Origin of the sequence: Oceanobacter sp. 1_MG-2023, from assembly GCF_030689025.1 — a bacterium.
Lineage (GTDB): Bacteria > Pseudomonadota > Gammaproteobacteria > Pseudomonadales > Oceanobacteraceae > Oceanobacter.
In genome coordinates, this window is sequence record NZ_JAUYWA010000008.1 from 51,883 (window position 1) to 71,810 (window position 19,928).

Genomic DNA, 19,928 nt, shown 5'->3' on the forward strand with positions numbered 1-19,928 from the left:
CGCCAGACAGATGTTCGAAGATTGCGTATAGCGCTATTACTCAGTACTCTTCAGGTTCATTTATCGACCTGCTGGTTCAGGTTGTCTGGCGAACACCATGAAAACCTGGAAGATTCAAAAGCGCGCGTTATTAATGGGGCTGGTGCCTGTCCTGATCGCCTCTGTCACTCTTGGCGGTTATTTTATCAGCCAGCGTTTCCGCGACCTCAATGATTTGCTCGATCAACGCGCACTGGCCATGGCCAAACAGCTGGCGCCGGTCTGCGAATATGGCGTCACCATTGGCAATGTGGCCATTCTGCAAAATATTGCCAATAACATGCTGGAAGAGCCCGACGTTCGTTCCGTCAGTATCTATAACCAGGATATGGAATTGATGGCCCACGCTGGACCGCGAATGATCAGCCACCAGCTGTCCGATTCCACACTGAAGCGCGGTCAATTACATCTGATGCATACCAGCGAGTCGGTACGGGTACGCACTCCGGTACTGGCACAGAATCTGGTTATTTCGGATCAGGTATCCACCCAGTTTTTTGCCGAGCAGGTGGCCGAACCCAAGTTACTGGGATGGGCAGAGCTGGAATTATCATCCAACAACACTCGCCTGCAGCGCTACCATTACGCCGCCTCCTCAATACTGATTATTCTGTTTGCGCTGATCTGCGGTTTTATCTCGGCAGCTTATATCAGCCGCCTGATTTCCCGTCCCATTACCAGCATCCTGCAAGCAATCCGCTCACTGGAAGAAGGCAAACATGAAGTCAGGGTGCGGGTTGAAGAAGGTGGCGAGATGGGTGAGATGGCCAGTGCGATCAACAGTCTTGCCGCCGGTCTGCATCAGAACGCGGTCGAGCAGCAGCGCCAGATCGAAGAAGCAACGCGCGACATACTGGAAACCATGGATGACCTTGAAATCCGTAACCGCCAGTTACAGCTCGACCAGCAAGAGGCTCAAGCAGCCAGCCGCCTGAAATCCGAATTCCTTGCCAATGTCAGCCATGAACTACGTACCCCGCTGACAGGGATTAAAGGCTACGTACAACTGATGGAGCGCACCACCCTCAGTGAACGACAAAGTGATTATATCGACACGATGCGCAAATCATCCGATGACCTGATGCGCATCATTAACGATATTCTCGACCTTTCCAAACTCGAAGCAGGCAAGTTGATCATCGAGCACAATCCGGTCAACCTCAGGGAGCTCACCGAGGATGTACTGATTGCCCTGACGCCGGACGCCATCAACAAACGGCTGGCACTGTCTCTCTCGATCGCGGACGACGTCCCCTGCCAACTACTCAGCGATGAATTACGCCTGAAGCAAGTGCTGACCAATCTGGTAGGGAACGCCATCAAGTTCACCCCGTCCGGCTCAGTCGCCGTTGATATCAGTCTGATTAATGTACGCGACAGTCAGGCCAACATCAGTATTACCATCAAGGATACCGGTATCGGCATGTCAGCGGAGCAGCAGAAACGCTTGTTCAGTGCTTTTAGCCAGGCCGATGCCAGTACCGCCCGCCAGTTTGGCGGCACCGGGCTGGGGCTGATTATCTCACGCGCGTTGGTGCAGTCCATGCACGGTGATATCAGTGTCAGTAGCAAACCAGGCGAGGGGTCCGAGTTCAGTTTTTACGTCAGTGCGGATATCGACCAGAACCCGCCGCCACCGCTGTGCAGCCTGAAACCGGGCCAGATCGCGGTACTGGATGAACACCCGGGTAGTAACCGTAACCTGTGTATTTTGCTCAAGGAATGGCAACTGGTTGGTACTCCCTGCTCCTCCATCCCGGAACTGGAGCAACGGCTACAGGCTCAAGGCAATCGACCGGATGTCATTATTATCACCGTCGATCATGATCACCTGAACAACAATTTATACCAGCAAATTACCCGGCAACTGCTGCCCTATGATGTTCCGATTATTACCCTGATAGACAGCCTCGATCACGACCAGCAAGATCAGTTCCGCCGCATTGGTGCATTCGCCTGTATGACCCGGCCATTCAGCAGCCGCAAACTGCACGCGCTACTGGCCAGCATCCTGAAGGGTGAGTCCGTAGAGGACGAACCCTCCACGGCCCTGCATCAACTCAACCAGGCCAGTGGCCTACCTCCACACGTGCTGGCAGTCGACGATAATGAAGCCAATTTACGTTTGGTGGTCACACTACTGAGAGAGCTTGGCTTACCCACTTATGGTGCCTCCTCTGGCCAGGAGGCCATCCAGATTATCCAGCAGCAATCTATTGATCTTGTGTTTATGGATATTCAGATGCCGGGGATGAATGGCCTGGAAGCCACCCGCAAAATTCGTTTGTTACCAAACAAACAAAGTATTCCTGTCATTGCCCTCACCGCTCACGCCATGGCCGATGAACGCCAGCAACTGCTCAATAATGGTATGAACGACTATCAAACCAAACCGATCTCCATGGATCAGCTGGTGCAGTGCATTCATCGCTGGACAGGGTATATGCCACCGACGGAGCCGATGCAAACAGCGGCAGAAACAAGCGCCGATAACCGACAGCAAGGTGAGCAAACCGATCAGCCCTGTCTGTTTTCGCTGGAGCTGGCCTTGCGCTGTGCCAGCGGCAAACCTGGCCTGGCGTGTGACATGATGGAAATGCTGCTGACATCATTACCCAAAGAGATCATGAACATCCGCACACTGTGGGAAGAAGAAGCACTGGAAGATTTGCAGGCCGCAGTGCACCGTCTGCATGGCGCCTCACGTTATTGCGGCATACCGGCCCTGCGACATGATCTTGATGCGCTTGAGACAGCACTCAAATGCAAACAACACAGTCACTTGCCAGGACGGTTGCGAGCGATGATTGAAAGCGCTGAAAAACTGCAACAATGGGCAGATCAGCACGACTGGCGCAGCGACCTCAGTAACAGTAACCGGGATTAAATCACCGAAACCTCAACCCACTGTCTGGATTAACGGGACAGCACCGCAAATGCCAATACCAGCGCTTCCTCATCCGACAAGCTGACCCAGGCCTGTTTGCCTCCCAGCTGTTGCAAGCGGTCGGCGGCCGCGCCGTAGAGTGACACGCGCGGCGCCCCTGCAGCGCTCCGCAACACCTCCAGCTGCTGGAACCCCACTCCTTTGGCAATCCCGGTACCCAGTGCCTTGGCGAGGGCTTCCTTGGCGGCAAACTGCTTGGCAAGGAAGTTCACCGTGCCACCACGTTGTCGCCACAAGGCCTGCTCCGCCGGCGTCAGGATACGCGTCACCAATCGCTCACCATTACGTCGAAAGACCAGCCCGATACGCTCCACCTGAAGGATATCCGTGCCGACACCAACCACCGCTGACTCGCCAACGGGCAGGCTGTCTGGCATCACGCTGAAGCAGCAGCCAACAAGCTACGCATCTCGGCAACCGCTCGTTCCATACCAACAAACAGCGCCTGGGCAACAATCCCATGGCCGATATTCAATTCATTGATTTCAGCAATAGCCGCGATTGGCTCCACATTGTGGTAGTTCAGGCCATGTCCGGCATTAACCACCAATCCACAGCCATGAGCATAACGCGCCGCTTCCTGAATCCGCTGCAGCTCTTCATCAACCACAGCGGCGGAGGCATCGGCATAACGACCGGTGTGCAACTCAATCACAGGGGCTCCTGTGCGAACCGCAGCGTCAATCTGGGCGGTATCCGGGTCGATAAACAAGGACACCACACTGCCGACCTGTTGCAAACGGGACACGGCTTTCCGGATTTGGTCTTCTTGCCCTATCACATCCAGGCCACCTTCTGTGGTCAGTTCTTCTCTCTTTTCTGGCACAAGACAAACACATTCCGGCTCTACTTCTTCTGCCAGTTGCAACATGGCTTCGGTAACGGCCATTTCCAGATTCATGCGCGTAGTCAGAGTTTCTTTCAAGACGTACACATCGCGGGTCTGGATATGACGACGGTCTTCACGGGGATGAATGGTAATACCATCAGCACCCGCCTGCTCAGCCACAAAAGCAGCCTGTACCGGGTCAGGGTAACGGGTACCACGAGCCTGCCGCAAAGTGGCTATATGATCGATATTAACGCCAAGAAGAACACGGCCGTTTTTAATCACAACAATTTCCTCAATCAATAGGGGATAAGTCACTGAACAAGCAGTCTTTGAACAGCTCAATGACAATCAGAGGGTAAATCACCGGCGGGGAATTTAACAGCAGCGAGGCGTCCGGCATCCGGCATCCGGTGCCTGTGCAGTATGACCAGGCAGGTCAAACAAGCGACGGCTGTTTAGCGGCCGTGACAAGCATTCCGATAACGCCTGCCGCAATACCCACTTGGCCAGCCGCAGTTCGGTTATGCCTAACTGGCCCTGATGAATCGCCAGTAATATCGAGCCGGGGAAACCAGCAGGATCTCGGGTTACTGCAAACCCGGCCTGCGCTTCAAAAGCATAATAAGCCGATGCCTGGATTGCAGCGCCAGTCTGATCCCGATGCCAATGAAAACCCAGCCCCAAATCCGACAGCAGCTGATACTCAAACATACGCAACCAGGGTTCCGCTGCCTGCCCGTCGGCCAGTGCCCTCAAGGTATGGGTATAACGCTGATACAAGCCGGGAAACGATTCACCCTGAGGTAACAGACGTAACAACAGCTCGTTCAGGTAAGCGGTACAAAACAGCGCCTCTCCTGTCAGGAAAAACGTCTGCTGAGGGTCAGCCAGCACCAATCGGGGCCAATCCTGTTCGGCTTGCCAGACCCCTTGATAAACCTGGTGCAGGTGCAATGTTTTGCGCCGGGGAGCCAGCAACAGCTGAAAACCGTCTTGCTCACACAGGGCAGACAGCAACCAGCCGGATTCTCCGGCCGGTTGCCGGTGTAACACCACCAGTGCTTGCATCAGACGCGGTCGTCGTAACCCAAACTACGCAAGGCACGCTCATCATCAGACCAGTTGGCTTTGACCTTGACCCACAGGTTCAGCATCACCTTGCAGTCGAACAGAATCTCCATATCCTTACGGGCATCCTGGCCAATTTGTTTGATACGAGAGCCAGCATCACCGATCACAATACGCTTTTGCGATGAGCGTTCGACCAGAATCAGGGCGCTGATTTCTGCCAGCCGACCGTCGTGGGTAAACTCTTCGATTTCAACCGTCATAGCGTAAGGAAGCTCATCTCCCAGCTGACGCATGATTTTTTCGCGCACCAGTTCTGCCGCCAGAAAGCGGGAGCTGCGATCAGTAATCTGGTCTTCCGGATAAAAATACCCGGCTTCTGGCAAATAACTGTTGATCAAGGATTCCAGCCGATCGACGTTACGGCCGGTTTTGGCGCTCAGTGGAACGATCTGGGCGAAGGCATACCGCTCGGACAGGGTTTGCAGATACGGCAGCAATTCTTCGTCTTTATCCTTGATAAAGTCGACCTTGTTGACCACCAGCACCACCGGCGCCCGCTGTTGGCTGACGGCTTGTAACACCAGGTCGTCTTCTTCCGTCCAGCGCGTCCGGTCGACGACCATAACAACCAGATCAACATCTTTTACTGCCGTTGTGGCCGCCTTGTTCATATAGCGGTTGATGGCTTTTTCCTGATGCAGGTGTATGCCTGGTGTATCGACATATACCACCTGCACATCCTCTTCTGTCTTGATACCCAGAATCTGGTGGCGAGTGGTTTGTGGCTTGCGGGAGGTAATGGACAGTTTCTGCCCGAGAATACGATTGAGCAGTGTCGACTTGCCCACATTGGGGCGACCGACGATGGCAACAAACCCGGTGCGTTGTGTCATTTTTCTTCCTCTCGGATACCGAGCTCGGTCAGTACTTGCATCGCCGCAGCCTGTTCTGCAGCCCGACGACTGGCACCTTCGGCGACCTGGGGTTCGGCATCCTGAATCTGGACTTCGACCTTGAATATCTGCTCGTTGGTTGGCCCCGTCAACGCCAATACATTGTATTTGGGCAGAGGCAAGTGTTTGCTCTGCTGATACTCCTGCAAGCGGGTTTTGGGGTCCTTGATCGGGTCTTCCAGAGACAGTTCATCCAGCCGGGTCTGATACCAGCTCAGAATACAGCGACGCGCAGCATCCAGGCCAGCGTCCAGATAGATGGCACCAATCAGAGCCTCTACCGTATCCGCCAAAATGGACTCGCGCCGATGTCCACCACTTTTCAGTTCACCAGACCCCAGAATCAGGAAATCTCCCAGGTCGAATTCACGAGCCAGGTCGGCCAGGGTTTTACCCTTGACCATGCGGGCACGCAAGCGACTGAGTTTGCCTTCACGAGCCTGATCAAAACGCTGGTAAAGATCTTCAGCAACAACAAAATTAAGAATGGAGTCACCCAGAAATTCAAGGCGCTCGTTGTTGGTACCACCTTTACTGCGGTGGGTAAGCGCCAGAGTCACCAGTTGTTCATTTTTAAAGGTGTAGCCCAGGCGCTGGGAAAGTTTTAACAGAGGGTCATTCACTTATTGAAATTCTTCATGATGAGTAAATTGGCCAATAACATACAGGTTGCCCATGAAATGTTCTTTGACTTCGTAAGTCCAGTCGATGGTCACTGCGCCTTTGGTGCGCATCACTACCATGTCATCGATAGTAATATTCAGGTTGTTGGAGCTGATACGCGCTGCCATGACCTTGTGTACTTCTTTGACCGACGTGGTCGCCGTGATGGTTTTTGAACTATGCAAGGTATCCAGCACCTGCTGCAACATGCGGTCATCCCAATACATGGGCATAACGGCGATGGCCGCTTTGGCCAGCACACCAACCATCACCAAGACCATAATGACAGAGTAAAACGACATGCCTGCTTGCTTTTTCATTAGTCATCCACCTTGAGAACAGCCAGAAATGCTGACTGGGGAATTTCAACACTGCCTATTTGTTTCATACGCTTTTTGCCGTCTTTTTGCTTCTGCAACAGCTTTTTCTTGCGACTGACATCACCGCCATAACACTTGGCTGTCACGTTTTTACGCAGCGCCTTGATGGTGGTGCGGGCAACTACCTGATTCCCCATCGCCGCCTGAATCGCGACATCAAACATCTGCCGGGGAATCAGTTCTTTCATTTTTTCGGTCAAGGCCGCGCCCCGACGGCGGACATTATCACGGTGCATAATCACTGCCAGCGCATCCACCCGTTCTCCATTAACCAGCACATCCAGTCGCACCAATGGCGCCGCTTCAAAACGACTGAAGTTATAATCCAGCGAGGCAAAGCCACGACTGGCCGACTTCAGGCGGTCAAAGAAGTCCATCACCACTTCACCCATTGGCAATTCGTACTTCAATGCCACCTGGCTGCCGGTGTATTGCATATCCAGCTGCACGCCACGCTTGTCGATACACAGCGAGATCACATTACCCAGATATTCTTGTGGTACCAGAATATTGGCTTCAGCAATCGGCTCACGCATTTCCGTGATAGAGCCAATATCTGGCAGCTTGGACGGGTTATCTACTTCCAGAATATCGCCCTTCTGGGTAACCACCTGATAAATCACCGTTGGCGCAGTGGTAATCAGATCCATGTCGTATTCGCGTTCGAGCCGCTCCTGGATAATCTCCATATGCAGCATGCCCAGGAATCCACAGCGGAAACCAAACCCAAGCGCATCAGAATTTTCTGGCTCGTGAAACAGCGAAGCATCGTTCAGGGAGAGTTTTTCCAACGCATCGCGGAAGCTTTCAAAGTCATCCGAGCTCACCGGGAATAAACCGGCATACACCTGTGGTTTGACCTTCTGGAATCCTGGTAACGCTGCCGTATCCGGGAACTTGGCTCCAACGATGGTATCCCCCACCGGCGCCCCATGAATGTCCTTGATACCGGCAACCATATAACCCACTTCACCGGTACGCAGCTCTTTCTTTTCGTGGCGCTTGGGTGTGAAAATGCCCACCCCATCAACCAGATGATCCTTGCCGGTACTCTTGAGACGAATCTTGTCGCCTTTACGCATAACCCCGTTCTTTACCCGTACCAGAGACACAACGCCAAGGTAGGAATCAAACCAGGAGTCAATGATCAGGGCTTGCAGCGGGCCATCAATATTGCCTTCCGGAGGCGGAATATGGGCCACCAGATCTTCCAGTACATCTTCGACGTTCAGGCCGCTTTTGGCACTGCAACGTACCGCTTCAGTAGCATCCAGCCCAATAATATCTTCGATTTCCTGGGCAACCTTGTCCGGGTCGGCCTGCGGCAAATCCATCTTGTTCAGAACCGGCCGCACTTCCAGGCCTTGCTCAATGGCGGTGTAACAGTTGGCAACCGACTGGGCTTCAACCCCCTGGGCAGCATCCACCACCAGCAAGGCCCCTTCGCAGGCAAACAATGAACGTGACACTTCGTAGCTGAAATCAACATGTCCCGGCGTATCAATAAAGTTCAGCTGATAGGTCTCGCCATTTTTGGCAACATAATCCAGCGTCACGCTTTGCGCCTTGATGGTAATACCACGCTCACGCTCAATATCCATGGAATCGAGCACTTGCTGCTGCATTTCACGGTTGGTCAACCCGCCACAGATCTGAATAATCCGATCCGACAGCGTGGATTTGCCATGGTCGATGTGGGCGATAATGGAAAAGTTACGAATGTGGTCCAGGTGGCTCACAGAATTACATCCAGGCAGCAAAAGAAATGGGGCGGGATTTTACTTGAAAGCGTCATACATGGCTAATAAAGAGTCAACCCGGATCGCCAACCAGGTTGCAGATACAACAACGGCAACCTGACGTTGCCGTTGTTGTATCGCTATCTGCACCCGGTTGCGAGGTTATTTCGGAACTCGCAGTGGAATAAACAGTGCCGAACCGCGGCGTACAATACGCATAGGCACACTACGATCCCCTGGCAATCCACTCACAACCCGTTTGAAATCATCCAGATTATTAATGCTTTCGCCATAAATCATGGTAATTACATCTCCCGGCATCAAACCAGAGACCGCAGCTGGGCCATCCTTGATCGCCTTGACCAGCACGCCATCAAAGCCCAGTTTCTGACGCTGGCTGTCGTTCAAGTCGGCAACCAGCGCCCCGATTGCATCGCTACTGAACTCTCCCGGCGTCGTGTTGGATGCCAGTGTCTGTGTTTTATCATTCGACAGCGTCCCTACTTCCACATTCAGGCGCTTGCGTTTGCCATTACGAACCAGATCAATACGGACCTCAGTACCGGGACGAACCCGCCCGACCTGATGCGGCAAATCTGATGACAGGTAAATGGTTTCGCCATTAAAACGGGTAATAATATCGCCATTTTTCAATCCGGCTTGCTCTGCAGGACTGTCTGGTACCACCTGGGCAACCAGTGCACCCGCGGCTTTCTCCAGGCCAAACGATTCTGCCAGATCCTTGCTGACTTCCTGTATCACGACACCCAGCCAGCCACGACTTACGGCGCCACTTTCTTTTAGCTGATCCGCCACATCCATGGCGACGTTAATCGGAATGGCGAACGACACCCCCATAAACCCACCGGAACGCGTGTAAATCTGAGAGTTAATACCCACTACCTTGCCATCCAGGTTAAACAATGGCCCACCGGAGTTACCCGGATTGATCGCCACGTCGGTCTGGATAAACGGCACGTAGTTTTCGTTTGGCAAACTGCGTCCTTTGGCGCTGACAATCCCCGCGGTTACGGAATAGTCAAAACCGAACGGCGAGCCAATAGCCACCACCCATTCCCCCACATCCAGAGCGTCGGAGTCTCCCATCCTGACGATAGGCAGATCATCGGCTTCAACCTTGAGCAAAGCCAGATCAGAACTCTTGTCGGCCCCGATCAGTTTGGCTTCCAGTTCGCGCCGGTCGTTGAGCCGCACGATAATTTCGTCGGCATCCTGAATCACATGGTTATTCGTCAGAATATAACCATCGTGCGACACGATAAAACCGGAGCCCAAAGATGTTTTTTCCTGCTCTCCACGAGGGGAAGGCGACGGCACGCCAAAAAAGTGCCGGAATATTTCCGGAACATCTTCCGGCAGGCCATAACGTTGCTGATACGAACTGCTGGATCCGCTACTGACATGCTGTATCGTACTGATATTCACCACTGCCGGTGACGCTTCTTTCACCAGATCACGAAAATCCGGCAGACTGGCGTGCACTGCAGATGCCAGCAATAACACAACGGGAAACAGTAATTTGAATATCCTGGTCATAGATAACCCTTTTTAACGGCAATACGAGATCATGATTAACACCAAGGGAATGGTGAACCAACGTAACAAGCAGAGATTATAGAGTCGATTTTGTGGCTAGAATTCCGAACACACAGAAACAATTGCCGGCAGCCATTGCTGGCGTTTCAGATTGGCAATATAACGCGCCAGCAACAAGCCTCCTGCCAGCCCCAGAACGCCGACCACCAAGGCAGCGACATCACCGCCAGAAGTCTGGCCAGCCGCAGCTCCCAGAATCAATCCCACCAGTGGCACGCCATACAGCGTCGCTGCACTGGCAGCCAGACTGCCAGACGGCAGATCCAGCACCACTTGCTGACCGGGTTCCAACACGTATTCTGTGGCAACCCACAGTCGTATTGGCTTGCCCATACTGCTAAGTGTCGCCTGACCACAGCCCGCCCGTGAATTACAACTGCCACAAGCGCTCTGTTGCAGACCTTCAACCCAGACGCCGCCGTTTACGACTTCTTTTACTTCAACCATTTCACGTGGCATGGATGGTTACCTCTCTGAAATCGGATGATTACCCGCATAACGTACCGACAAAGCAATACGCTTGGCCGTTGCCATCGGCAACTCGCCAACAACTGTAATCCTCATTCTGCGTTCGCCAGCACGCTGATGCCGTACCACCGCCGCCGTTGCGCCCCAGCGCCGGCTCATATCCGGCATGGAGTCCTGCTCAACCTGGTCAACAAACAAGGTAAAGGCCGACAAACCGTCACTGTACAATAACGCTGCACCCGCTGTCGCATCGGACTCCGTTGACCGGGTAAAACCAGGGGGTACCCAGTCCGGATACCAATCTTGCTGATGCTGGATTAACGCCGTCGCCGCTGAAGCTCCCAAATGAGAGACATACTGATGGCTGTCTGGCGGTGCATCAAACTCGGTGGATGGAATGCTCTGGCCAATACGGATCTCGGCGAACTGATAACGCTCGATCACCTGGCGCGACTGGTCAACCAGATCCGATCGTAACAACAAACCGGTTTCTTTATCCAGCCAGAGGTTCTGGCCAAAACGGAAAGTATCATTCGGCACTACCTGGATTTGCAAGGCATCCCGGCCAGCAATTCTTTCGGATCGGGCTTGTCGAATCTGGTAGTAGGACCCCAGGGCCGGAAGATCCGGGTCAATGCCAGACAACAGATTAGCGGTCTGATCATACATCCGTAATGCCTGATCATCCGGGTGGGTACAACTGACGTCCTGTCCGACCCGGATGATTTCCCGGGGGGGGCCGGTCAGATGAGAGATTTTTTCATATTCAACACCATCGACCATCGCATGACTGATGGCCATGGTGTGCCAGAGCCGGTCATTGCCGAATACCAGTACCCCCTGGTAGTTGACTTCCTTGATGGCGTGAGACATGCGGGCCAGCCACTGTCTCGGACCGGAGGCATGTACTGAGGCTATAGCGTTATCGGTAATCTGGTTATCCGAACCTGCCGGACTGGCATTAACGGGATTAACCAGCGCCAGCCCCAGGGTCAGAACACACCAGGCGGCTCTCACTGCTGGGCATCTCCGCCTTGTTCAAAGCTGGTAACCCGGGCAAATGGCATCAGTCCTCTGCCAGTATTCAGTGCCGCGTGCTCACTGTGCTGCATCACATATTCATGCAATCGGCTTTGGGCAGAGCTTAACTGCTCTTCTGTCAGTGTGTCGGAAAGCTCGCCGGCATCCATGGAAACCAGGCTGATATTGCTGCCGTTCAGACCAAAACCACTTTCAAGCGTCGAGGCTGAGTCTGTGGCAATATCCGATCCTGCCACCATCTTGCTTTCAGCACTCTGTACATTCAGGCTGGGTGTATCCACCGCCGCAACAGAAACCGGTTGCACCGAGCTTGCGCCATCCATCACCCGGACACTCATCAGCACCGCCAGAGTCACCGAGGCAGCCACGGCACCAGAAGCAATCCAGCCACTGCGTTTACGCCATGAATGGCTGTGTTCGGTTTCCGCAACGTCGACAGCCGGAACCGGCTCATGAGCAGCGGTTTGTCGGGCCGGTACTTCATCCATCGGCTCACCTGAAATGGCTTGCATGATACCGCGAGACAAGTCGACCGTAGTGGCCGGTTCTTCGCGCATCAGCGCGCCCATCAGCTGATAGCGGCTCCAGCGCTCACGCAGTTCTTCATCCTGTTCAAGCTGGTTCAAAGCCCGACGAACTTCAAGTTCATCGGCTTCTCCGTCAACCAGGGCCGAGATAGATTCATTCATACGATCGTTCATTATTGTTACCTTCCAGACCGTCACGCAGTGGCCATAAGCAATGGCTGCATTTTCTTGTCTATCGCTTCACGAGCCCGGAAAATCCGGGAGCGAACCGTACCAATTGGACAATCCATTGCTTCAGCTATTTCTTCATAGCTGAGTCCGTCCATTTCCCTCAATGTGATGGCCATACGCAGATCATCGGGTAATGCCTCAATGGCGCCAAACACCACGTCGCGCAACTGGTCCCGTTGCAACAACCCATCCGGTGTTTCGATATCACGCATAGGGCTATAATCGCCGAAAAATTCGGCATCATCCGGATCGATGTCATGGGTCGGTGTCTTCCGACCACGGCTGACCAGATGATTTTTGGCAGTGTTTACAGCGATCCGATACATCCAGGTATAGAACGCACTGTCACCGCGAAAATTGGGCAAAGCCTTGTAGGCTTTCACAAACGCTTCCTGGGTAACATCCTGTGCTTCAGCAAAATCGGACACAAAACGTCCAACCAAAGACAGGATACGATGCTGATATTTGAGCACCAGCAAGTCAAAGGCGCGACGATCACCTTTCTGAACCCTTGCGACCAGTTGCCGGTCCGTATTTTGATGATCTGTCATGCCTTGTTCCGACGCCTTCTTGGGCTGTTTTGTCAAAATTGCTGCGCTGGTCACTGTACGGGCCTCCACTGTGGCTGTAAATGGAAGACTGGGCGCCGAGCGAAAAGTTCAGGAATATTTCCCTGACACGTATTCTGTCAGCGCTTTGGCTGGCATTATAAACCCCTATCGTTAACAGAAATCAGATGACCATGAGCGAACAACTGACCTTCGACGTCCTCATCATTGGCAGCGGAGCGGCTGGCCTGACACTGGCGTTATCATTACCTTCTCACCTGCAAGTGGCAGTGATCAGCAAAGACCAACTGGACAGCGGCTCAACACGCTGGGCACAAGGGGGCGTAGCTGGCGTACTCGACGCCACCGACAGTGTCGACGCCCACGTCTCTGATACCCTGATTGCCGGTGCCGGACTCTGTAACGAATCTGCCGTGCGCTTTACGGTAGAAAACTCAGCCTCTGCCATCCAGTGGCTGATCGATAGCGGTGTGCCCTTCACCCTGGACGGTATTGCCGAACAGGGAGGCGATCAGCGTTTCCACCTGACCCGGGAAGGCGGTCACAGCGCCCGCCGTATTATCCACGCCGCCGATGCCACCGGGCTGGCCATCTCCGACACACTGATCGAGCGTGCCAGAGAGCAACCCAACCTGCATCTGTTACACCAGTATATCGCCGTTGACCTGATTACTCGAGACAAGCTCGGACTTGATGGCCAAGCCTGTATCGGGGCTTATTTCCTCGACAAGGACACTCGCAAGGTTGCCGCCATTACCGCCAGGGCCACCGTGCTGGCCACTGGTGGTGCCAGCAAAGTGTATTTGTACACCACCAACCCGGATATCGCCTCGGGGGATGGCATTGCCATGGCATGGCGCGCTGGTTGCCGTATCGCCAACATGGAATTCAACCAGTTTCATCCCACCTGTCTGTACCATCCGGTCGCCACATCCTTCCTGATCAGTGAAGCGGTACGGGGTGAAGGCGGCAAGCTGTTACTGCCCGATGGCAGCCGCTTTATGGATCGTTTTGACGCCCGGGGCGAACTGGCACCCCGGGATATCGTTGCCCGTGCCATCGACCACGAAATGAAACGCCTCGGAGCTAACTGTCTGTATCTGGATATCAGCCACAAGCCGGACGATTTTATTCGCCAGCACTTCCCCACCATTCTGGAACGTTGCCTCGAACTCGGCATCGACATCCTGAATGAACCCATTCCGATTGTACCGGCCTCGCACTATACCTGTGGAGGCGTCGTCACCGACCATTTTGGCCGCACAGATATCGACGGGCTGTATGCCATTGGCGAAACGGCCTGTACCGGATTGCACGGTGCCAACCGCCTGGCCAGCAACTCTTTGCTCGAATGCCTGGTTTACGCCCGCTCAGCAGCTACCCATATTATTGAAAGCCTGAACTCGGTACCGGATATTCCGGATGTACCGGCCTGGGATGCCAGCCTGGTGACCGATTCCGATGAAGACGTCGTGATTGCCCACAACTGGGATGAATTGCGGCGTTTCATGTGGGATTACGTCGGGATTGTCCGTACCACCAAACGCCTGTTACGCGCCAAACACCGCGTGCAACTGTTGCGACAGGAAATCCAGGAGTTTTACAGCAACCACTTGGTTACCGCCGACTTGCTGGAATTACGTAACCTGGTCGATGTCGCCGATATCATCATCCGCTCAGCCCTGTTGCGCCGTGAAAGCCGGGGGCTACATTACAGCCGGGATTATCCAGAGCCACTGCCAAGAGCCTTTGATACCGTCGTCACTGCCAAACATTTACGAGAACTGGGTGAGCTGTAGCGTTACACAAGAACCAACCGTGGCAATTTACAGTTCGCTGTACAACACCCGTTGCAGCGCCTTGAAGTGCTGCTCCGAGTCAAAATTACAACGGCGCAGTACCAGCCCCTGCCAGGGCCAGACAGAATAACGCAAGATCAGCAGATGGCTGCGCCGGACACTCCCTGCCCGCCAACGTACCATTCGGGTATGGCCACTGCGATGGATCAGTCGCCAATGAGGAATACTGGCGGACTCATCCATAACGCTGAGCCTCTGCAAGCCAACCACCGGATCCTGTTTGCCATACCAGACAGCGTATATGGCCAATACCAACAGACCCGCGGACAACGCCAGCCACACGCCATACTGATACACCAGCAGCAGCGAGCAGAGTGTCAGCAAGGCCAGCACATCCAGGACGGTTTGCCAGAGGCTGGAATGCAACCGCCACAATAGCTCAGGGGTTGCGTGCATGCTCCAGTACCCGCACCACTATTTTGTGCATTTCCGGATCATCCGGAATCACCCGCTCCAGAAACCAGGCAAACAAATCCGTGTCTTCATGATCAATCAGCGCCTGATAACGCAACTGGTCTTCACGCTCCAGGGTGCGATAGGCTTTTTCAACAAAAGGCACCAGCAATACGTCCAGTTCCAGCATCCCGCGACGGCTGTGCCACCACAGACGTTTAACTTCAGTTTCGTCGATCACATTACTCTCCTGTTCAATGGCGCCAGTATACCAGCGCCACCCCATCCTTGAACCTGCAACGCACACCAAAAACAACACCATCCCCGTCACTTACTCAGGCGACAGCCATACAGAGATTGAATGCGAATCATGCACCCCGAATACAAACCGGAGTACACTGGCTGAAAGGAGGAATTTATGAACACGATCTCGACTGCACCAATAGCAACAGACAACCGCTTGTCAGACTTTTCATTACTGGAAGTGACCGGCCCGGATGCGGCCCGACTACTGCAAGGCCAACTGACCTGTGACGTAACCGGGCTGGCCGATGGCCAGTGGACCCTTGGCGCTTGCTGTAACGCCAAAGGCCGTATGGTGACCAACTTTATGCTGGCACATACGGATGACCGCTTTATATTTCGGCTCGCGACGGATGTAACGGAGTTATTCCAGCGCCACCTCAGCAAGTATGCCGTCTTTTACAAGGTGTCACTGACTCCCTTGTCAACGGCCATCTTCGGCTATCAAACATCCGTACCTGCTGCGGTTAGCGAACGCACACTGCAAAAACAGCACGATGCTCTACTGCTGAACTGGCCGGATGGCAGGATTGAATGCTGGGCGGATACCGCCCCTACAACACCAGACAGCACACCATTAGCGCAGCCGGAATGGCAGCAGCAGGATATTCAGGCCGGGCTGGTATGGGTCACTCAAAAAAGTGTTGAACACTGGATTCCGCAGCATATCGCTTGGGACAAGCTGGATGGCGTCAATTTCAAAAAAGGCTGTTACACCGGGCAGGAAGTAGTCGCCCGAGTGCAGTATCTGGGTAAAGCCAAGAAGCAACTGGTCAAAGCGACCTGCGCGGACGAAGCCACTCCGGATTTGCTCAGCCCGGTCAAGACCAGTATCAAAGCGGTTGGCGAAGTGGCCAGCTGGCACGGCACCGGTGGTTTACTGGTTTTGAACGGTGAGCCAGAAGAACCTCTGACCCTTGACGATGGAACGCCAATCACGGTTACCCCACTGCCTTTTGCTATCAGTCCAGCAACCGCGGAGTAACACGTCACTCTCGAAGTCAAGGCACCCGTTGCACGCTACAAATTAGCGAACGGGTGCTCATCACGCTTCCAGGGCGATGTCATCAAGGCTTTGACCCACTGATCCGGCACACTGGCAGGGGTCGCATGCTGCCACTGCGGCAGCGCTCCCCGGTCAATCAGTAACGCCCGGATACCTGCCACCAAATCCGGGTGACGACATGCCTGCCAGGCCATAACCAGCTCCAGCCGGGCTGCTTCAACCAGACTCATGTGCCTGCCGAGCGCCAACTGGGCAACCAGCAATCGGGCCGTGGCTGGACAACCTGCATGATGCTGGTTCAACCCACGCTGAACCCAGGCATCCTGATCCGCATCAGCGGCAGGCAGTGCCACAAGTCCTTGCTGGATAACCGGTGCCATCATCTCGGTGATCGTCGCTCCGGTACGTAACCAGTCACTCTCAGGCTTGTCTGCTGCCTCTGGCGTTGACCAGTTACCCAACAAATGCCGCACCAACAGCTGGTTATCCGGTGTGCGTTCCGTCCAGTCCAGGCGACGTAGTTGCCCGATCAAGGGTTCCAGGTCACCATCGGCCATCTGGTAGTCAATCAGGCGTTGTGACAGCGCATCGGTCGAATTGATCGGCATCCCGGTCAGCCCCATCCAATACCCCAACGCCGGTTCAATACGGGATAAATACCAGCTTCCCAGTACATCCGGAAACAAGCCGATACGCACTTCCGGCCAGGCCAGCTGCATTGAGGTAGTGCCAATACGATGATTGGCCGTCAGGAATAATCCCAGCCCGCCGCCCATCACATAACCATGGCCCCAGGCGATCAGTGGTTTGGTAAAACGGTGCAGCTGGATATTGGTTTTGTATTCCAGCTCAAAAAACTGATCCGCTTGTTTGAGCCCTGTTTCATCGCCATCGGCAATACCGTCGTACAACTGACGAATATCGCCACCACTGCAGAAACAGCGCCCTTCTCCCTGAATCACCACAGCAACAATACGCTTGCTCTGTTGCCAGCGGGCCAGGCGACGACCAATGGCCTGAATCATCTCCCGGGTCAAGGCATTCATCGACTTGGCGCGAGTCAGACTCACCAAGCCTATCTTGAAGCCACCCCGGGCAGACAGTGTTTTGAATGTAACGTCGGAGGATGTACTCACACTCGATTCCTTTGGACTGGAGACCGGCCGGATCATTCCAGCTCGGGTAGACCGGTGAGATGGTACACTCCACGGAAATACGAGCCAAAACGAATCTGTTATGACCATTGTCTTATCTGTGCTGATTGTGTTCTTGCTGGCAGGCACTTTGGGGGCGCTCTTGTATCTGACCCAAAACGCCGCAGGGAAATCACGCCGTCAACTGGCACCACATCTGGAAGCAGAGTATCAGGGATATGCGGCGCTGGATCGGGAGCTCAGGGCAGCAGGCTTTGAGCTGTTCCACCAGAGCCAGATTCGCCATGGCCGCCACCAGCTGCGCGGAGACTGGCAGCAACGAGCCTACAAGATTTTCGATTATCCGATGATTACGGCTCATGGTATCTCCCAGCAAACGCTGCTGCTGATCGAATGCAAACACCAACATGTGGGGAGATTCCGGGCCAGCCCTTACAACCCCGGCGCCTACTCCCGCGACCAGTTTGTTGACCCGATGCCAGACCGCTGCATCCCGCTGTCCAGCGCCGAATTGCCGCCCACATTACAACAGTGGAAAATCTCAGCGATCAAGCCTCATGCCATCCGTATCAAACTGAACGGCGATCTCTGTCAGTGGCTGGAGCAGCATGACTCGATCAATATTGAACTGAGCGACGGGTTTTTGTTGATCTATCGCCCCGACAGTATCCTGGAGGCAGAAAGCATCAGCCCGGCGTTAAACAAAGCCAGAGAGCTGGTCTCTATTCTGGAGTCATAACTGGAGGCGGACGATGCCGATAAGACGATGCCGATAAACAGACACAAAAAAACCGCTACAAGAGCGGTTTTTTTGTGTCTATTGCTGTTGCTATCAGGATGAAGCGGCCATATATGCCCGACGCTGTTCTTCGTCTTCGATATATTTGATCCACTGGTCGGCAGTCTTGGTTGCCGCGTCATAACCCCGGGCTTTAACAAACGTGCCTTTGGCCGCCGTTAACTCATCGAGATTAAACAGGATCAATCCCTGCAGAATCAGCGCCGAATGTGGCTGCGTCAAGTCGCCTTGTGCGATAGCCAACTTGACGTTGCTGAGGGCAAGATTCCATTCCTGACGCTCAGTATGAATCTGCGCCAGTTTGAAATAATCACTGCCCTTGTGCGACAGATCCGCTGCCTTGGTCATCACACCAATGGCCTGATCGTATTCTTTCGCCAGCATCCAGGCATCACCCAGTAACGACAAGCTGCGAGCGCTTTCCTTGATCACGCCTTTTTCCATCCCTGAAGTCAGAATACTGGCGGCCTTGTAAGGAATATCCTGACCCAGCAGCGCTTGTGCATAATTCACCAGCTCACTTTCCTTGGTCAGCATGCCCTGCTCAAAAGCGGTTTCCAGTGTTGCCAGCTCTTTCTTCGGTTGGTTCAGCTCACTGTAAACGGCCGCAAGTTGCACCCAGTATTGAGATTTCGGATACAAGGTCGCGAGGTCTTGCAGACACCGGGCCAGGTTTTTGAAGTCCTTGTTCTGGTAATACACAGCCCGCTCCAGCATCAACCAGTTTTCACGGGGCATCTTGCCCGTTTCCTTGGTCATGGCGATGGCCTTCTTCACATCCGGCAACGCCTTGCTGTATTGCTCAATCTGGAAATAAATCTGCGCCCGCAGGACAAAGGACTCTGCATTCGCAGACTCGACGATCCCGAACCACTTGTTCAGAGGAACCAGTGCTTTTTTGTAGTCCTCCTGAATCAAGTACAACTTCGACAGGCTGTACAGCGTGGTTTGTTCCAGACTTTCCGGAATGTTGCCAACGGATAAAACCTGTTCATAAGCGGCAGCCGCTGACTTGTATTTTTCCTGATTGAAATACACATACGCATACATGTTATGCGTCATGGCGGTCTCATAGGAGTTACGTCTGCGTTTCTCCAGCGACTGCAGTTCTTTCAACGCATCCTGATATTTCTTGGCATCAGCCAGCTCACGTGCGCCGTCCAGTTTCTTGTAAATAACCGGACGCATGGTCGCTGAGCGACGCACACGTTTTTTGCTGGATTCAGCGCTGGACTGCTCTGCCGCCTGAACACTGACGGCACCCACACTGATAAAAGACAGCGAGCATACCATCAGGCCGGCACTCAACAAGGCAATTGGCTTTTTCATGCTACCTC

The 19,928-nt window shown here is 53.9% G+C and carries 20 protein-coding genes; 4 read left to right on the forward strand and 16 right to left on the reverse strand.

Going from position 1 to position 19,928, the window contains the following annotated elements:
• Positions 1 to 97 precede the first annotated feature (97 nt).
• Complete coding sequence (locus tag Q8W22_RS07290; protein WP_303433393.1) at positions 98 to 2,926, forward strand: response regulator; 2,829 nt, start codon at positions 98 to 100, stop codon at positions 2,924 to 2,926.
• Positions 2,927 to 2,955: 29 nt separating this feature from the next.
• On the opposite strand, the gene acpS is transcribed toward Q8W22_RS07290, so the two are convergent.
• From acpS to rpoE, 12 genes are all read right to left on the reverse strand, one after another.
• On the reverse strand, positions 2,956 to 3,363 hold the full coding sequence (gene acpS / locus Q8W22_RS07295; RefSeq protein ID WP_305451943.1) for a holo-ACP synthase: 408 nt from the start codon (positions 3,361 to 3,363) through the stop codon (positions 2,956 to 2,958).
• Positions 3,363 to 4,100, reverse strand: a complete 738-nt coding sequence (gene pdxJ / locus Q8W22_RS07300; protein WP_305451944.1) for a pyridoxine 5'-phosphate synthase — start codon at positions 4,098 to 4,100, stop codon at positions 3,363 to 3,365. The genes acpS and pdxJ overlap by 1 nt, the downstream gene beginning before the upstream one ends.
• 93 nt (positions 4,101 to 4,193) lie before the next feature.
• Positions 4,194 to 4,886 carry a DNA repair protein RecO gene (locus tag Q8W22_RS07305; RefSeq protein WP_305451945.1) on the reverse strand — a complete coding sequence of 231 codons (693 nt, stop codon included), beginning with the start codon at positions 4,884 to 4,886 and terminating at the stop codon, positions 4,194 to 4,196.
• On the reverse strand, positions 4,886 to 5,782 hold the full coding sequence (gene era, locus Q8W22_RS07310; protein ID WP_303433400.1) for a GTPase Era: 897 nt from the start codon (positions 5,780 to 5,782) through the stop codon (positions 4,886 to 4,888). Before era ends, Q8W22_RS07305 begins: the two co-directional genes overlap by 1 nt.
• Entirely contained in the window at positions 5,779 to 6,465 is a 687-nt protein-coding gene (gene rnc / locus Q8W22_RS07315) for a ribonuclease III (protein WP_303433403.1), read from the reverse strand. Before rnc ends, era begins: the two co-directional genes overlap by 4 nt.
• Entirely contained in the window at positions 6,466 to 6,825 is a 360-nt protein-coding gene (locus tag Q8W22_RS07320) for a DUF4845 domain-containing protein (RefSeq protein WP_303433404.1), read from the reverse strand. It abuts the gene before it with no gap.
• Positions 6,825 to 8,624 (reverse strand): translation elongation factor 4, encoded by a 1,800-nt coding sequence (gene lepA, locus Q8W22_RS07325; protein ID WP_303433405.1) that lies wholly within the window; start codon positions 8,622 to 8,624, stop codon positions 6,825 to 6,827. The genes Q8W22_RS07320 and lepA overlap by 1 nt, the downstream gene beginning before the upstream one ends.
• A gap of 162 nt (positions 8,625 to 8,786) precedes the next feature.
• The gene (locus Q8W22_RS07330; RefSeq protein WP_303433406.1) at positions 8,787 to 10,181 is read right to left on the reverse strand and encodes a DegQ family serine endoprotease; all 1,395 of its coding nucleotides are present in this window, start codon (positions 10,179 to 10,181) and stop codon (positions 8,787 to 8,789) included.
• 96 nt (positions 10,182 to 10,277) lie between these two features.
• A complete protein-coding gene (locus Q8W22_RS07335) occupies positions 10,278 to 10,700 on the reverse strand; it encodes a SoxR reducing system RseC family protein (RefSeq protein WP_305451946.1) in 423 nt (140 codons plus the stop codon).
• Between the two features lie 6 nt (positions 10,701 to 10,706).
• Positions 10,707 to 11,726: a MucB/RseB C-terminal domain-containing protein gene (locus Q8W22_RS07340; RefSeq protein WP_305451947.1), complete on the reverse strand. Its 1,020-nt coding sequence runs from the start codon at positions 11,724 to 11,726 to the stop codon at positions 10,707 to 10,709.
• Positions 11,723 to 12,451 carry a sigma-E factor negative regulatory protein gene (locus tag Q8W22_RS07345; RefSeq protein WP_305451948.1) on the reverse strand — a complete coding sequence of 243 codons (729 nt, stop codon included), beginning with the start codon at positions 12,449 to 12,451 and terminating at the stop codon, positions 11,723 to 11,725. The genes Q8W22_RS07340 and Q8W22_RS07345 overlap by 4 nt, the downstream gene beginning before the upstream one ends.
• A gap of 20 nt (positions 12,452 to 12,471) precedes the next feature.
• Positions 12,472 to 13,059, reverse strand: a complete 588-nt coding sequence (gene rpoE, locus Q8W22_RS07350) for an RNA polymerase sigma factor RpoE (RefSeq protein ID WP_303433412.1) — start codon at positions 13,057 to 13,059, stop codon at positions 12,472 to 12,474.
• Between the two features lie 191 nt (positions 13,060 to 13,250).
• On the opposite strand from rpoE, the gene nadB reads away from it, so the two are divergent.
• Positions 13,251 to 14,876: an L-aspartate oxidase gene (gene nadB / locus Q8W22_RS07355; protein WP_303433413.1), complete on the forward strand. Its 1,626-nt coding sequence runs from the start codon at positions 13,251 to 13,253 to the stop codon at positions 14,874 to 14,876.
• 27 nt (positions 14,877 to 14,903) lie between these two features.
• Here nadB and Q8W22_RS07360 read toward each other — a convergent pair whose 3' ends face one another.
• Both Q8W22_RS07360 and Q8W22_RS07365 read right to left on the reverse strand, forming a co-directional pair.
• The gene (locus Q8W22_RS07360) at positions 14,904 to 15,332 is read right to left on the reverse strand and encodes a hypothetical protein (protein ID WP_305451949.1); all 429 of its coding nucleotides are present in this window, start codon (positions 15,330 to 15,332) and stop codon (positions 14,904 to 14,906) included.
• Positions 15,316 to 15,570 (reverse strand): succinate dehydrogenase assembly factor 2, encoded by a 255-nt coding sequence (locus Q8W22_RS07365; protein WP_303433417.1) that lies wholly within the window; start codon positions 15,568 to 15,570, stop codon positions 15,316 to 15,318. The genes Q8W22_RS07360 and Q8W22_RS07365 overlap by 17 nt, the downstream gene beginning before the upstream one ends.
• A gap of 177 nt (positions 15,571 to 15,747) precedes the next feature.
• Here Q8W22_RS07365 and Q8W22_RS07370 point away from each other — a divergent pair, with 177 nt between their 5' ends.
• Positions 15,748 to 16,617, forward strand: a complete 870-nt coding sequence (locus Q8W22_RS07370) for a folate-binding protein YgfZ (RefSeq protein ID WP_305451950.1) — start codon at positions 15,748 to 15,750, stop codon at positions 16,615 to 16,617.
• 35 nt (positions 16,618 to 16,652) lie between these two features.
• On the opposite strand, the gene Q8W22_RS07375 is transcribed toward Q8W22_RS07370, so the two are convergent.
• Positions 16,653 to 17,774 (reverse strand): enoyl-CoA hydratase/isomerase family protein, encoded by a 1,122-nt coding sequence (locus tag Q8W22_RS07375; RefSeq protein ID WP_305451951.1) that lies wholly within the window; start codon positions 17,772 to 17,774, stop codon positions 16,653 to 16,655.
• A 100-nt stretch (positions 17,775 to 17,874) separates the two neighbouring features.
• On the opposite strand from Q8W22_RS07375, the gene Q8W22_RS07380 reads away from it, so the two are divergent.
• Positions 17,875 to 18,531: a hypothetical protein gene (locus Q8W22_RS07380; RefSeq protein WP_305451952.1), complete on the forward strand. Its 657-nt coding sequence runs from the start codon at positions 17,875 to 17,877 to the stop codon at positions 18,529 to 18,531.
• A gap of 93 nt (positions 18,532 to 18,624) precedes the next feature.
• Here Q8W22_RS07380 and Q8W22_RS07385 read toward each other — a convergent pair whose 3' ends face one another.
• Positions 18,625 to 19,920, reverse strand: a complete 1,296-nt coding sequence (locus Q8W22_RS07385; RefSeq protein ID WP_303433424.1) for a tetratricopeptide repeat protein — start codon at positions 19,918 to 19,920, stop codon at positions 18,625 to 18,627.
• Between the last annotated feature and the right edge of the window lie 8 nt (positions 19,921 to 19,928).